Here is a 15,259-nt window from a genome sequence, read left to right on the forward strand (position 1 = left end):
CGGTTTCCCGCACCCCCCTTTTTATTACCGACCGATCAGACGGCCGCGCTGCCAGGCTTCGGCAGCACCTTCAGGGTCCTGCCCTTCAACGGAAATGACGTAGTCTAGGGCGCTCATGACCTTGTTGCCCAGCATCATTTCTGAAAGCTCGTCGAGCAGATCGCTATCTGCCTGACGGGCTACGTCTTCACGCAGGATCATCCGGGCCGACATTTCCCCACCCAGCAGACGCGCCGGGTCCTCGATTACTGTCAGCAGATCCGTATGGAAGACTGCGTGCGGCTGCATCGCAACGACCAGCGGTTTCTCTCCAGCATCACGGGCCTTTTCAAGACGCTCGATCAGCGCCCCCTCCCCGATGCTTTCAATCGGCAGAACCGACAGGGCCGGAAGCTGCTTGAGAGCCTCTTCCAGTGCCTGACGGCTGTCATCGCTGACGATGATGCGATCCACATCCGCAGAGGTCAGGGTACTGACAGCGCCCAGCGGCGTGAGGGCCGCAAAGCTGACGACAGGCTGATAGAGATCGCCCAGAACCCGACGCCCCGGCCCGGCAAGATTTTCATCCCGCGGGAACCAGGCGGACACGAGAAGATCCACTTCCCCCTGTTCCAGAGCCTCTTCGACGTCATCGGGATCCAGATCAACGTATTCGACCTCGACCTCATAGGCCTCAAGGACGCGCGCGACCGCGCTGGCACAGCCCGCATGCAACGAGGTGTACAGATGGCCGATCGTCATTTGCGTCATGAGAATGGGTCCGTCAGGCAGAAAATTGAAACGTGAGACCGTGATTAGGCCCCACGTTCCGATTTGTCACGACCTTACCAGATCTTTACGCGCTGATCCGGTGCCAGATAGAGCTTCTGGCCGGGCTTCACGTCGAACGCATCATACCAGGCATCGATGTTGTGAGCCGGGATGTTGACGCGGGTGACGGCCGGGGCGTGCTCGTTCGAGAGCATCTGCTGACGCAGCGCATCCGGACGATCCTTTTCACGCCAGACCTGCGCCCAGCCGAGGAACACGCGCTGATCGCCTGTCAGACCATGCACGACTGGTGCAGGCTTGCCGTGAAGCGAGTCATGATACGCCTGAAGACCAAGGTTCAGACCGCCGGAATCCGCGATATTTTCGCCCATGGTCATCTTGCCGTTCACATGCGCGCCTGGCAGGACTTCCTGCGCGTCATACTGAGCGCCCAGACGGTCGGCCAGCTTCTGGAACGCATCCGTGGACGCCTTGCTCCACCAGTCGCTCAGACGGCCATGCTCGTCATAATGACGCCCCTGATCGTCAAAGCCATGGCTCATCTCGTGCCCGATCACGCCGCCGATGGCACCGTAATTGACAGCCACATCGCCCTTCGGATCGAAGAACGGCGGCTGAAGGATCGCAGCGGGGAACACGATCTCGTTCATGGTCGGATCGTTGTAGGCGTTCACCGTCTGCGGCGTCATGCCCCATTCGTCACGGTCAACGGGCTTGTCGAGCTTGTCCAGATCATGCTGCCAGCTGAAGGCCGCACCACGCACGGCATTGCCGTAAACGTCGCCCTTGCGGATATCGAGCTTGCTGTAATCCCACCACTTCTTCGGGTAACCGACCTGAATGGCGAAATGATCCAGCTTGTTCAGCGCGGCCTTGCGGGTCGGCTCGTCCATCCAGCTGTTGTGTTCCAGACGCTCGTGGAAGGAGGACTTCACCTTCTGCACCAGATCCGTGATCTGCGCCTGTGCTGAAGGCGGGAAGTAGCGCGCAACATATTCGCGGCCCAGTGCCCAGCCCAGAGCCCCGTTTGTTACGCGTACACCACGCTTCCAGCGCGGAGACTGCTGCGCGACACCCGACAGCGTATGGCTGTTGAACTCGAAGGACGCGTCATAGAAGTCGCTGGACAGGAAGCCTGCTGCATTGTCCCCGAGGTGGAACGCCAGCCAGGCGCGCAGCGTCGCAGGGTCTGCAGCCTTGAGAACGGTGGCCATTGCCTTGATCCCGGCAGGCTCGCGCACGTCGATCTTACGGCTTTCCAGCCCTTCAGCCGGCAGACCAGCACTGGTCAGGAACGTCACCCAGTCGAAATCAGGCGCGAGCTTCTGAAGCTCGGACACTGGCATCGGATTATAGATCTTGAGCGGATCGCGGGTCTGATCGCGGGGCACCTCAACCTTGGCCAGAGCCGTTTCGAGATCGACCACTGCCTGCGCGTTCTTCGCGGCATCCGACCAGCCCTCAAGCGTCAGCATCTTGGCGATATAGGCCTGATAGGCCTTCTTCTTGTCCGCAAGCTTGGGGTCCGTGTAGTAGCTCGTGTCCGGAAGACCGAGGCCACCGCTCACACCAATGCTCATGCCCTGATCAAGCATCAGCATGTAGCGTTCCGGATCCTTCTGGTCCTGCTCCACGCCGATCTGGAACGTGGAAAACATCATGGACTTCAGGGACGTACCAAACGCCGCAGCGAGAGACCTGCTGTCATTGACGGCACGAATTGTTTCAAGGTCGGCTGCTAGCGGCTTGCCACCCAGACGGTCCACGGCCTTCTGATCCAGGAAGCTGGCGTAAAAGGTTCCGATCTTTCCCATCTCGTCCGCAGGCTGGGCAGCAACCTTTTTTGCGGCTTCGTCGAGAATGGTCTTCTGACGCGACAGGGAAAGTTCGTAAAGAATCCGGAATGGGCCGTAGCTGCTCATATCTCCGGGAATCTTAAGATTTTTAAGATACGTGCCGTTGGCATACTCGAAGAAATTATCACCCGGCTGAACCGCATGGTTCATGCCAGCTTCATCAAAGCCCCAACCTGAATTGTACCCGGCGGCCTGGGCTCCGGAGACAATCAGCCCTGCCGCCAAAGCCAGCAGACTTGCGCTGTGTTTCAGAGTATGTCGTGATGTAAGGAATCGCTTCACATTAAACCTCATTCCAGAGTGGTGCCTCTAGAATGAGGGATGAAATATCATTTCGTCAAAAGGACGGAATGCAGACCCTGCGTCTAGCGAGCTGAACGGGCTTTTTTTATTTTCGATGTAGTGCCTGCAGGAGAGATGGTAGCCGCGACCGTATAATCGAAAACGACAACCTTCTCGAGGTAAGGCGCTGCGAATTCCTTGAAAGCTTCATGGGCCGGATCAAAGAACGCAGGGTCTGTCACAACGGGTTTTCCGACATAATAATTCCGATCCCCTTCGGAGCGGAACGTCACGAGGAATGCCTGCTGCAGACCGTCATCCGCCCCTTCCCCGCTGCTCTGGAAGCCGGTTTCGATGCTGACAACAGCCGGCTTGCCATCCGCACGACGGCTGTCCTGCACCAGATGCAGGAAACGCCCCGACACTTCGGCACGCTGGGCCGTCGTCGAATCCTTCGTGTAGCGGAACATCACCATGTGACGAACAAGGCCGACACGCCAGTCAGGCGAAGTGAACTGCGCATAGCCAATCTGTTTCGCCAGCTGTTGCGCCGAGAGAGTCGCTGCGCTGACCGTATCGGTCTTGACCGGCCCTGATGAGGCGATCGGCAGGGAATAGGGATCCGCTTTGGCCGTTGGAAACCGATACTGCCCAACAGCGCAAAGAGCCAGAGTTGCGCCGTAGACGGCACGACGGGAGAAAATGGCGGAAACGGTCATCGAGATCTCCGGACGCAAGCGAAATAAACAGGTGCCTTTCATGGCACAGACGCCCGGTTTCGTCTTCTTTTTTCAGTATCCCAATGTTTCGCGGATGCCGTCAGGCCTGAACCTGCTTCCTGAACACCCTCTGGCGCCACTGGATCAGTCGGAAGACCAGTGAAGAGGCCAGCTTCTGCCAGCGCGAATGCGGCGTGAAGCCAATGGTCTTGAAGATCATCGCCGTCACACGATCAATATGCCGGGGCTGATAAAAACCCATCGCCTTGGACATATAGGCCGCAATGCAGCGCTGGTGGTCGTAAGCCATACCTGGCGGCTCGTTGGTCGTGTGATAGGCCGAGGCCAGTTCGTCGTCCTCGCTCTCCGTCACACGGCCCAGCGCGATGCGTGTGCGTGCCCAAACACCCAGCTTTTCGCGCTTCAGATATCGGCGCATGTGATCGTAGAACAGCTTGAAATGCCGGTATTCGTCCGCCGCGATCTGCTTGCAGATGGCCTTGAGAAGGGGCTCCTCGGTCGCATCGGCCAGCGCTGTATAGAATGACGACGTGCCGGTCTCTACCATACAGCGCGCAATCAGTTCACCCGTGCGCGAGCCGCGGATCGAGGCGTCCACATCGGCATCGATCTTGTACGATGCCCGGTAACGGTCAAAGGCGGTTTCATAATCCCAGGACGGGTCGGCGAGCATGGCCCAGCGACCAAGCGCGTCTCCATGCTGCACTTCCTCGACGGCCCAGTTCTCGGCTGCCTTGCTGAAATCCGGGTCACCCACGAAGACGCGACGCAGGTACTGGGCATAGTCGAGACCGTTTTTTTCCACCACGGAAGCGGCCTTCACGAGAGGGATGATTTCGGGATCCACGCGGGACGGATCAAAGGACTTCCAGTCCATCTGATCGATATGCCAGTGTTTCATTCTGCGACCTCGTCCGTTTTCCGGCTCACTAATAGTGACGATCAGATGACACGGTGGGACAATTTTGGGTAGGTGTGATGCAGCAACCCTTGGAGATTGATCCGTGACGGCCACCCATACGCCCCACCCAGACGTCCGCCACGACTGGACCCGCGACGAAGTCGAAGCCCTCATCAGCCTGCCTTTCCCCGAGCTGATGTACCGCGCGCAGACCCTGCATCGCCGCTACTTCGACCCCACAAAAGTGCAGATTTCCACGCTTCTTTCGATCAAGACGGGCGGTTGCCCGGAAGACTGCGCCTACTGTCCGCAGAGCGCACTTCACGAAAAAAGCGTCAAGGCCGAACGCCTGATGGCCGTGGAATCCGTTCTGAAGGAAGCGCGCGCTGCCAAGAAAGCCGGTGCGGGCCGATTCTGCATGGGGGCCGCCTGGCGCACGCCGAAGGATCATGACCTCGACACCGTCTGCGAAATGATCGAAGGCGTGAAGTCACTTGGGCTGGAAACCTGCGTGACGCTCGGAATGCTCGACGCGCAGCAGACGGAGCGCCTGAAGACGGCGGGGCTGGATTATTACAACCACAACCTCGATACGTCCGAGGAGTTCTATGGCTCCATTATTTCCACCCGCACCTACCAGCAGCGTCTCGACACGCTCTCCAACGTGCGGGACGCAGGCATCAATGTCTGCTGCGGTGGAATCGTGGGCATGGGCGAAGACCTGTCCGACCGTGCAGGCCTGCTTATGACGCTCGCCAACCTGCCCAAGCACCCCGAGAGCGTGCCGATCAACCTGCTCGTCCGCGTTGAAGGCACCCCGCTGGGTGAGGCCGAGGCCGTCGATCCCATCACCTTCGTGCGCATCATCGCCACCGCCCGCATCATGATGCCGGAAAGCCATGTCCGCCTCGCCGCAGGCCGCGAAAACATGACCGACGAAGCCCATGCGCTGTGTTTCCTCGCGGGTGCGAACTCGATCTTCTGTGGCGAGAAGCTCCTGACCACGCCGAACCCGGCCGAACACCGCGACCGCCAGCTCCTCTCCGCGCTCGGCATGTCGCCCATGGTGCAGTCCGAAGCCGAGATGGGCACGATGCGCCCCGCCGTGACGGAAGAAGCCGTCTGTGAGATGGCTGCGTCCTGATCCTCGGTCCACGCATGAAAGGGGAAGTGTTCGAAAGGGTGCTTCCCCTTTTTTATGCTTGGCCTTTGACGGCTTCTTCCCTAAACCCACGCCCTTTGCCCAAACCGGAAGAAAGCAGGACCAATGACGGCGCCCGGACACAACCAGACCAAAATCCGCGTCGGAATTGACTTCGGCACCACCAACAGCGTGGTCGTGATCGCAGATGAGAACGGCAATACCCACCCTGCCCGTTTCGTCTTTACCGACCACGACACCAGCGAAACCTGCCGCACCCTGCTCTGCCTGTGGATGGATCAGGACGGACGACGCCGCGTCATGAAAGACGCGATCGGACTGGACGCCATCGAGGCCTATCTGGACGATCCGGCCGAGAGCCGTCTGATCATGTCCATGAAAACCTATCTCGCACAGGGCTCCTTTCGCGAAACACGGGTTTTCAGCAACGTCATGACGCTTGAAGCCCTGATCGCGCGCTTCCTCACGTCCCTGATGGACAAGGCCGGGCTGAACCCTTCTGATGTAAGTGCCACGATCGGCCGTCCCGTGCGGTTTGCGGGCGAACTTGCTGATGATTCGCTCGGTGTGGACCGTCTGCGCGAAAGTTTTCTGGAAGCAGGCTTTCCCGAGCCCAATATCGTCCTCGAACCCGAAGGTGCGGGCTGGCGCTTCATGCAGCGTCTGGACCGCCCGGCGACCGTTCTCGTTGGCGATTTTGGCGGCGGCACAAGCGATTTCTCGATCATGCGCTTTGATCCGAACACCAGCCCGCGCGTCACGACGCTGGGTCATTCGGGCGTGGGCATCGCAGGCGACCAGTTCGATTACCGCATCATCAGCAACGCCGTTGCCCCGGCACTGGGCCGGGATGCGACCTATCGCGTCATGGGCGGACAGCCCCTGCCCGTCCCGGCGGAATGGTTCGCAAGCCTTGGCCGCTGGCATCGCCTGTCCCTGATGCGCACGCCCCAGACCCTGCGGGACATTGCAGACGTCGCCAAGACGTCCTCCGAGCCGGAAAAACTGCGAAGCCTGCTGCGATTGATCGAGGATCAGGAAGGCCAGAACCTCTATCGCGCGGTCGGACAGGCCAAGAGCGACCTGTCCCGTCAGGACAGCACCGTTCTGCGCTTCATCCATCGTGATCTGAAAATCGAAGAAACCATAACCCGTGCGGATTTCGAACGCTGGATCGCCCCCGATCTGGCCCGTCTGGACGACGCCATCGAAGGCGCCATGCATCAGGCCGGACTGGGGCCGGACGATATCGACCGGGTGTTCCTGACGGGGGGGACGTCATTCGTTCCGGCTGTCCGTAACCTGTTTGATCGCCGTTTTGGCGCGGATCGCGTGGATGGTGGATCAGAGTTCGTCTCTGTTGCTGAAGGTCTGGCCCTGATCGAACGGGAGCGCCAGCAGGCCTGATCAGGTCCCGGTACAGTCAAGAAAACTCCATCGTCAGGCCGTTTCTGTTTTAAAAAAATCTGTTCAAGCTTACCCGAAGTGACGGGAGCACCTCACTCGGACAGGACAACAAATTATACTTTTTTATTTAGTGAAGAAAATTCCGGATTATGTGATTGGGAATTTTCTTCATTAAAGACTTTATCTTTCCTTGAAACACCATAAGCATGCGCTATGCAGCCGGTGATGTTCTGTTTTCGAGCAGCATATTTACAGTAATGCACCCTGTTCAATTATGGGGGCGGGAAAGAATACTAAAGATGTCTCGTCAGTATTTTTTAAGGGTTTTCCTTCAGATCAATATTCTTTCGGCTATCGGCACGACCCCTTTTGTACTTCATGCCCAGGACACGTCCCCGCCACTCCAGCAGACGCTGCCACAACCCACAGCCCGCCAGCTATCGTCTACAGGCTCGGCGATTGCTCTTCCGCCGGTCCCGAAGCCTGCCAGCCGTCCTCACCCGCCAGCACCATCAGCCGATCATCTGGGGGCAATCTTCGATACGGAGAGCATATCCTCCCTTCTCAACCGCAATAACGATGCGCTGCGACGCAGCGATCTGACGGCCGGTTATTACGTCCCGGCGGAAGCCTTCGGTCATATCGCACCCCAGCTCTCCCCCTATCGGAACTGGCTCGCCGAGCGCGGATTCAGCTTCGAGTTTTCCTACAAGGGCGAGGCGATGGCGAATGTCGGCGGCGGTATCAGCAAGGGCATGTCCTACGCCCATGAACTGACCTTCAACACACGCTGGGATCTGGGGCGGCTACTGGGGTTGGATGGATGGATTTTGCATGCGGTGATGATGGAGCGCGCGGGCCGTCAGGTCTCTTACGACCATGTCGGGGACCATCATATCCTTCTGAGCGAAGTCTACAGCCTCTCGGGCCATGCGGCGGCCCATCTGGCGGACATTTATCTCGAAAAAGCATTCTTCAACAATCGTCTCAATATCAATATCGGCCGTATCACGCTGACGCATACCTATGCGACCTCCGTGCTGCTCTGCACCTTCATGGTTCAGTGCTCGGCACCGCCCGCCATCAAGGCCGATGAGGGCTGGAGCGTTTATCCAAAAGCCACCTGGGGCGGCACATTGCGCTTCAAACCCACCCGCGACCTGACCCTACGCACAGGCGTCTACAGGGTCGGCGCACTGACGGAAAACCCGAGTGGCTGGGCCTGGGGCAGTGAACGCTCGACGGGCGTCATGCTGCCGATCGAACTGACCTGGGAGCCCTTTATCGGTCCAGATAACCTGCCGGGCCATTACAAACTCGGCTTCGCCCATGATACCTCCCCTTACGCGGATCGCCTCGGGACCATACCGGCGATGTTTGCGAAAGAGGTTTTTCATGACGCCACCAAACCGCGGGACACGTTCTATATCGAGGCCGACCAGATGGTCTATCGCAAGGGCGGTCAGCACCAGATGGCGGGCGGATACATCCTTGCAGGCTATGTGCACAACACGCCCAGCGTCTCGACGTTTTCAGATCAGGTCTATGTCGGTGCATCGCTGCTGGGCATCATCCCCCGCAGACCGTTTGACCGTTTCGGCGTGATGTATTCCTATTACCAGATGAGCCCCGCTATTACGCTCGGCCAGCGCCTGCGACAGCTCGCTGGCATGTCCATGGGCGCCTTCGTAAACGGCCCCCAGACCCATTCCGCCATTCTGGAAGCGTATTACGGCGTGCCTATCCGGCCCGGTCTCGTGGTGCAGCCGGAGTTTGAATACATGATGCGCCCGGGTCAAACCTCGGTCATCCCGAATGCGACACTGGTGGGCCTTAAGGTCCTTGGAAACCTGTAAAACAAACTCACCAATAACAGATCCGTTACTTACGGTTTAACAGAAATGTTATCTTGAAATATTTAAATTACCTGTTCGTGATTTGATTATAAATATTTATTTACATAACCTCAGTACAGACAAGGACCAGTGCCAAAGGGCTTTTCACATGAAACCGTTGCTTGCTTCTTTCTTCGTTCTTGGACTTCTGGGCGGAACAGCGCTCGCGCAGGAGCCAAAGGTTGAAAATGCCGTCGCCAGCAGCGCTTCGAACGAGAAACCTCAGGTCACACAGGCGGCAGACCACAAGAACAGCGAGACCTGCAATCAGGTCTGGGTGAACACCGCCACTCATGTCTATCACGTGCAGGGCAGCTTCTGGTACGGCGCCACGTCTCATGGGACGTATATGTGCGAGGAAGACGCCAGGCGCGCAGGCAATACCCGCGGACAGTTCTGAGTCTTTTTATCGAAACAGCATCAGACCCTACACAATATGGGCCAGATGCTTCAGGCCTGTTCAGTCGGTCGCGCCGACCCCGGACTGGTCAGCCGGGGTTCCACGCACCTGCACCGTGACCTTTCCGGGTTCCTGCGTTTCAGCAGAGGCATCTTTGGGCGTTGACCCATTGTCTCCAGCCTGTTTTGCAGCCATCTGCTCGCTGATTTTTTCCTGCTGTCGCAGTGCCATGGCCTGTGGCTGATGTCCCGAGCCTTCAGCGGCATCAGCCGCCAGGGCAAGCGCACGACGCATCCCGCGATAATCCAGAACATCCCTGCGGCTTTTCACCACGGAAAGCGCCGCGCTGTAAGCCAGTTCCGGCTGACCCCGCAGCAGGTTCAGACGCGCCACCAGTTCCTGCCGGTCAACCGTCGCGCTGGTCTCATGAAAGATCGTCAGATCATTCACGCGCTGCGCCAGAACCGTATCCTGCCTCAGATCCGCAGCGATCAGACCCGACAGGTACAGCGCCCGTTCACGGATCCCCATATCCGAAGACTGAAGCGCACGCCCTACAGCCTGCGATGCGAATACGGTGTCATAAAGCCGGTATAGGGCGGCTGCGCGAATTACGGCCAGATCAGACGTATCGGAGAAATTGCGCAGGCTCAGCGCGGCCTCAGTCTCGCGGAGGCTTTGCAACGCCTTCTGAGGCTCGTCTTCCGCCAGTAGCACCGTCGCCAGATTGAAACCGGCTTCGTGAATAGCGCCCGCATCGTCCCGCATCAGGGCGCGGTCCATGGCCGTCCGGTACTGAGCCTCGGCCTGTGTCGCCTGACCAATCCCATAGACACTTTTGCCAGTATCCATGGCATCTTCATAAGGCTGATCAGGCTTCGGAGCCTTCGTCGCGGTCGAGGACGAGCAGCCGCCAAGCGTCAGGACCATGAGGCCCGTACAGGCCAGAAGAACGCGCTTCATGGCCGCACCGCCTGCGCCGGAAGACGACGCGAAGGTTCCTGTTCCGCACCTCCACCGCCCAGCAGCCACAACCCGCGCAACTGATCCGTCAGCTTGCGCAGACTGCTCGCACTTGCTTCCGCCTGCGCCAGAAGAGCGGGAAGCTGCGCCGTGGCCGTATTGGCATGAGCCACGGTCTGCTGAACCTGCGGCATGCTCTGACGCAGACTTGCCGTCGCGGCCCGGGCATTGGCCATCGTTCCATCCACCTTCGTCATGACGCCCCCTGCCTGTTTTTCGATGGGCCGAAGATCCGCAATGACGCCATCAAGATGGGTGAGGGCCTCGTTGGCCTTGTCCAGCACGTCATCCTTGACCAACAGCCCACCGATCGTGCCCTGTCCCTTGCGCATGTCGGTCAGCATGTCGTTCACCTGCGCGGTAATGAGCTGGACGTTGTTCATGGCCGGGACGAGCTTGTTGCGCAGATCCGTGACGGTCTGGGTAATCACGTCCGCCGGGTTGGCCTCGACCGTCGCCTGAAGAACTGCATAGTCCCAGTCGAGCGGCTTGCCCTTGCCCCGACCCAGCTCAATGTAACTCGCACCCGCCACGATCAGCCGATGGCGAATGATGGCTGTGCTGTCCTGCCGGATGAAATTGGCGAACTGCGGGTCCAGATCCCCTTCGGCATACATGCGTCCCGTCTCATTGAGCTTGAGGCGGCGGATTTCGCCCGCATGAACCCCCATGACTTCGATGTCATTGCCGATTGCAAGCCCTGCGACCCCACTTTCGGGGAGCACGAAATGCAGTTTCTTCTCCGGGGTCAGCCACTGGCGCAGGAAACCGGCCTCTACGACGGCCACCGAGAACATGACGATCGCGGCAAGGACAAGCAGCCCGACCCATTCATCCGCATAGCGGTTCTGAAAGAGCGGACGGGCGGTCTCGGTCTGGCGTACGCGAAACATCAGGAACCTCGCATCGAAAACAGTCCGTCATCATAAAGGCGCAGGCGGATGGTGGCGTCGGACGCATAATCCCCCCACCCGCTTTCATCCGGAGCCATCCACACAACCGCGCATCCCCGGTCCCGCAGATCGGTCACGAGAGACAGGAACGCATCCATCAGGCTAGCCGAAGCCCCTTCCATCGGATGCTCCAGCAGCAGAAGGGCCGGCTCCCCCATCATCGCCCGCACACAGGCCGCGCGCTGACGGTCCATGGACGACAGACGACCCGGCGGAATCACCGGCAGTCCCGGCAGACCGAGCCGGACGGCAAGATGCACGGCCTGCGACTGCAATTTGTCGATCGGGGTGCGTGTATGATGCAGTTGTGGCCATAGGATGTTCATGTGCGTCCCGTACAGGTCCACCCATCCCCCCGTGACCACGACGCGCCCGATCCGCCCCCGCAGCGCATTGCTCCGCCGTTCGTCCAGATCGGCCCAGTCCAGCCCCATGCAGCGGACATGCCCGTCACCCAGCGGAATGAGTCCGACGCACATATCCGCAAACAGGGCCGCCTGCCCCATGTCCCGACACTCGATCAGGGCACATTCGCCGGGATTGAGACGCAGGTTGTAGCGGCTCGACACCAGCCCGCTTTCATCGAACTGCGGTTTGGCGTCCAGAAGCTCCAGCCGGGCATCCAGCGAATTGGGGAAAACGTCGTCGGTTTCAGCCATCGAAGCACACACTGAAAACGACGTTGATGACCATGATGGAGAGCATTCCACGCGCAAACCCGCGCGGCAGCATGCTCGACAGGTCGTCCTCGGTCGTGACGTCCATGCCGGACAGGCACGAGCAGACCCCCACGGCATAACCACTGAAGATGAACTTGGCGGGGATCACGAAATAGTCGATCGGCTTCACGCTACTCACGACCTGATCCAGAAACGCCCAGATCGGCATCGTGATCGCGTCCTCGACCCGGCAGACCGCATAGCCAACCAGCAGGGCCGTCATGCTGAAAATGACGCCAAGCGTGAAACCGCTGATCGTCATGGCCAGGCTACGCGGCACCAGGAACGAAATGAACGGATCGACCCCCATCCCGGTCATGGCGCGCATCTGGCCACCCGTCGTGAGCGTGCCAAGCTCGGTGAGCATCAGCATCCCCGAGCGGCCCAGCAGGATCACCCCCACCAGAACCGGCGCGATCTCACGCACCAGAACCGTGGAGAGGATGGAGCCGGTCATCTGCGCCATGCCCGCGAAACCGAGCCAATAGACGGTCTGCGCCACGATGCCGAAACCCGTCAGCGCGGCCGTCACCAGTGTGCTTAAAATACCGCCGCCCACGGCCTGATGCAGGGACGCCCAGAACTCGATCCGGACCGTCCGCCGCCAGGTCGTCAGGCGCGTCGCCTCGCGCATGATCCCCCAACCCGCACCGATCATCATCAGCGTAAAGCGCATCTGCGTGCGGGAAAAATACCCCAGATGCACCAGCATGCTCCGGACCATCGTGATCCGGTCTAGGTTGCGCAGCCCTCTCATCGACGACCCGCCAGAATGAAGCTGCGGGTGATCCCGCTGTTAGGCAGGTAGAACATGCCCCGCGCCCGGAAGAGGAAATGTTCGCGCAGGATCATATAAGCCTGTTCGGACACCTGGATCGTACCCGCATCCGGCGCGCTGCCGGTCAGGAGTTCAGCTCCGTTGAGCGCATCGCCCCAGATATTGAAGACAGAGGGCGCTTCGCCAAGTTCCGACGCCATGACAGACCCCACATCCATGCCGATGCGGAACACGGGGTCCAGATCCGCCGCAGCCAGCGAGGACAGGCAGGCTTCGCGGATCGAAACCGCCGCGTCCGCCAGCCGCACAGCCGCGGACGGGTCGGGCGTCTGCGAACATCCACCTACGAGAACGAGCCGGTTGCTCACGACCTGAACGGAGAACAGCCCGCTGTCACGCGCGATTTTCTGGATTTCCAGACTGAGCGTGCGGATCACAGTCATGGCGCGCGCAATACTGTCACGGTCAGGCGCATAGGGGTCCACAAAGGAAATGACCATGACCGGCACCTGAGGATATACGCCAGCCGCAACCGGCTCTCCGGCCTGAGCTGAGGGTTCCAGAAGAAAGCCCTCGTCAAATCGCGTGTCATGCTTTTCAGCCGGAACGGAGAGGCCCGAACTGCCTTCGGCCGCCGCTGCGTCGAAAGGCTTGGCAAAACGCAGTGCCACGACTGAGGCCACAATGGCGATGATATGCTCTATCGCCTCCGACTGCCCCGGATCTTCCAGCACAATCGCCCCAACCGTCTTGTGAGCATTGCGAACCGGCTGAAACAGCAGCGTATTGGCACCCACCGCACGCATAATGACGCGCTGGAAGTTCTGCGTCCGCTCGTCCTGCGAGGCATCCGCGATCGACAGGGTGTGCCCCTCTTCCAAAGCCTCGAACAGCTTGCCGTTGTCCCGCCGGCTGATCTCAACGCCCGTGCTGTGCACGTCACGCGACGGATCAAAGGCATCTTCGCACAGCATACGATCGCCATCCGGCAACAGCCGCCACAGGCTGGCGCGTCGGGCACTGGTCCGGGCCGTCAGAGCTTCAGTCAGGATGGGGACTTCATGCGCGGGATCGAACAGATCGGGTGTACTGGCGATTTCCAGAAGCGAAGCGTTCTCTGCCTTGATCTGGTCCCGACCCCGCTGAAGCCGCTTGCGCAGACGCTCGACATGCCGCCCCTGAGCCACCAGTGCGAGCGCAAGCATCGAGGCCAAGCCCACAACCAGCAGCGAAAATCCGATGTTCTGCCGTCGTGCCGTTTGCGCGAAATCCGCAAAGTCACTTTCCGGCGCATTCAGCAGCAGAACCCAGTGCCGATGCACAAACGGCAGTTCAGAAGCAATGGTGACGTAATTCCGGCCATTGGCCTCGACCACGCCGGTCCCCGGTCCCTTGATGCGGAACCGGTTGAGCGCATGCGTGAAGACCGGCTGTGTCTTGGGATCGAGAAAAACGTTTCCCGGGTCAAAGGTCTTCGGATCCTGCCCGGCGGCAACATTATGCCCGGCAATGATCTGGCCATGCATATCCACGATCACCGCCTGACCGCTCCGCCCGACCTGAAGCCTGTTGAGGAAGGACGTCAGCTGGTTCAGCGAAATATTGATCGCAAAGACCGATTTGTGCCCGTCATGCCCGTCATAGGCGAGAGACGCCGTGATGATGAACTGATGTGTGGAAATATAGGCGTAAGGATCGGTCCAGTGGAGCTGGCGGTCGGGGTCGTTCTGATGTTTGACAGCCTTTGCGAACCAGGGCCGTGTCACGACATTATAGCCGTCCGCCGGGTCTGCGCCCTCACCGGTAATGTTGCCGTCCTTGTCCGTATAAACGTGGTGATAAACCTGCCTGCCGCTGTCGATCTGGAAATGGGTCTGCTCGAACCCGTCCTGACCGTGGCGCGTAATCATCCAGAACTGGCCCTGATCATTCGCAATATAAAAGCTGTCCACCTGAGGCGTATGCGTCAGGATAGAGCGCCCATAGAGCATGAATGTATCAGGCGTCGCGTTTGTCAGCGGATCGCGGAACATGTCCTGCGCGATCAGGGAACCAATGGAGGCTGGTGCAAGATAATCGCTGACTTCCTGTGTCACGTAACGCTGCTGGCTGCGCAGAAGATCGTTAGACAGCGAAATCGCGCCCTTGCGGGTCGTCTGGTAATTATGGAGGCTGATGCCCGTAATCGCGGCGATGACCAGCAGCACGCCTACAAGCGGTCCCAGGATCTGGAAGATCCGGCGCCGGTCACTGGCAGGGCTCTTGGTTGGGTCCACGATTTCTGCGGCTGACAAGGTATTTTCTCTCCGGACAGGCACGGGGTCGCGGAACAGGGCCATACTACCGCGATAAGATAGAACAATATCCTCCGA

At 59.5% G+C, this 15,259-nt stretch carries 13 protein-coding genes; 4 read left to right on the top strand and 9 right to left on the bottom strand.

The genetic code is table 11. From position 1 onward, the window contains the following. Nucleotides 1–24 precede the first annotated feature (24 nt). The 4 genes from JK202_RS08190 to JK202_RS08205 all read right to left on the bottom strand — a co-directional run bounded on the left by JK202_RS08190 (nt 25) and on the right by JK202_RS08205 (nt 4,550). Nucleotides 25–750, bottom strand: coding sequence for a glycine betaine ABC transporter substrate-binding protein (locus tag JK202_RS08190; RefSeq protein ID WP_211560052.1), 726 nt, complete (start codon nt 748–750; stop codon nt 25–27). Between the two features lie 74 nt (nt 751–824). Further along, the gene (locus JK202_RS08195) at nt 825–2,921 is read right to left on the bottom strand and encodes a M13 family metallopeptidase (RefSeq protein ID WP_211560054.1); all 2,097 of its coding nucleotides are present in this window, start codon (nt 2,919–2,921) and stop codon (nt 825–827) included. A gap of 71 nt (nt 2,922–2,992) precedes the next feature. Further along, the gene (locus JK202_RS08200) at nt 2,993–3,628 is read right to left on the bottom strand and encodes a Dabb family protein (protein ID WP_211560056.1); all 636 of its coding nucleotides are present in this window, start codon (nt 3,626–3,628) and stop codon (nt 2,993–2,995) included. 100 nt (nt 3,629–3,728) lie between these two features. Further along, nucleotides 3,729–4,550, bottom strand: coding sequence for an acyl-ACP desaturase (locus JK202_RS08205; protein ID WP_211560058.1), 822 nt, complete (start codon nt 4,548–4,550; stop codon nt 3,729–3,731). A gap of 103 nt (nt 4,551–4,653) precedes the next feature. Between JK202_RS08205 and bioB the strand changes: the two genes are divergently transcribed. The 4 genes from bioB (at nt 4,654) to JK202_RS08225 (ending at nt 9,414) form a co-directional block, all read left to right on the top strand. Further along, nucleotides 4,654–5,694, top strand: a complete 1,041-nt coding sequence (gene bioB / locus JK202_RS08210) for a biotin synthase BioB (RefSeq protein WP_062110351.1) — start codon at nt 4,654–4,656, stop codon at nt 5,692–5,694. A gap of 123 nt (nt 5,695–5,817) precedes the next feature. Then, a complete protein-coding gene (locus JK202_RS08215) occupies nt 5,818–7,119 on the top strand; it encodes an Hsp70 family protein (protein ID WP_211560059.1) in 1,302 nt (433 codons plus the stop codon). 299 nt (nt 7,120–7,418) lie between these two features. After that, nucleotides 7,419–8,975 (top strand): carbohydrate porin, encoded by a 1,557-nt coding sequence (locus JK202_RS08220; protein ID WP_249199818.1) that lies wholly within the window; start codon nt 7,419–7,421, stop codon nt 8,973–8,975. A 148-nt stretch (nt 8,976–9,123) separates the two neighbouring features. Beyond that, entirely contained in the window at nt 9,124–9,414 is a 291-nt protein-coding gene (locus JK202_RS08225) for a hypothetical protein (protein ID WP_211560061.1), read from the top strand. 60 nt (nt 9,415–9,474) lie between these two features. Here the strand turns inward: JK202_RS08225 and JK202_RS08230 are convergent, their stop codons facing one another. From JK202_RS08230 to JK202_RS08250, 5 genes are read right to left on the bottom strand one after another with little or no spacing between them, the layout of a single operon-like run. Continuing rightward, nucleotides 9,475–10,377, bottom strand: a complete 903-nt coding sequence (locus JK202_RS08230) for a hypothetical protein (protein ID WP_211560063.1) — start codon at nt 10,375–10,377, stop codon at nt 9,475–9,477. After that, nucleotides 10,374–11,330 carry an MlaD family protein gene (locus JK202_RS08235; RefSeq protein ID WP_211560064.1) on the bottom strand — a complete coding sequence of 319 codons (957 nt, stop codon included), beginning with the start codon at nt 11,328–11,330 and terminating at the stop codon, nt 10,374–10,376. The genes JK202_RS08230 and JK202_RS08235 overlap by 4 nt, the downstream gene beginning before the upstream one ends. Next, complete coding sequence (locus tag JK202_RS08240; RefSeq protein ID WP_211560066.1) at nt 11,330–12,049, bottom strand: ABC transporter ATP-binding protein; 720 nt, start codon at nt 12,047–12,049, stop codon at nt 11,330–11,332. Before JK202_RS08240 ends, JK202_RS08235 begins: the two co-directional genes overlap by 1 nt. Continuing rightward, nucleotides 12,042–12,866, bottom strand: coding sequence for an ABC transporter permease (locus JK202_RS08245; RefSeq protein ID WP_249199819.1), 825 nt, complete (start codon nt 12,864–12,866; stop codon nt 12,042–12,044). The genes JK202_RS08240 and JK202_RS08245 overlap by 8 nt, the downstream gene beginning before the upstream one ends. Next, nucleotides 12,863–15,181, bottom strand: coding sequence for a cache domain-containing protein (locus JK202_RS08250; protein ID WP_211560068.1), 2,319 nt, complete (start codon nt 15,179–15,181; stop codon nt 12,863–12,865). The genes JK202_RS08245 and JK202_RS08250 overlap by 4 nt, the downstream gene beginning before the upstream one ends. Nucleotides 15,182–15,259: the final 78 nt, after the last annotated feature.

The organism is Gluconobacter sp. Dm-62 (assembly GCF_018256155.1).
Classification (GTDB): Bacteria; Pseudomonadota; Alphaproteobacteria; order Acetobacterales; family Acetobacteraceae; genus Gluconobacter.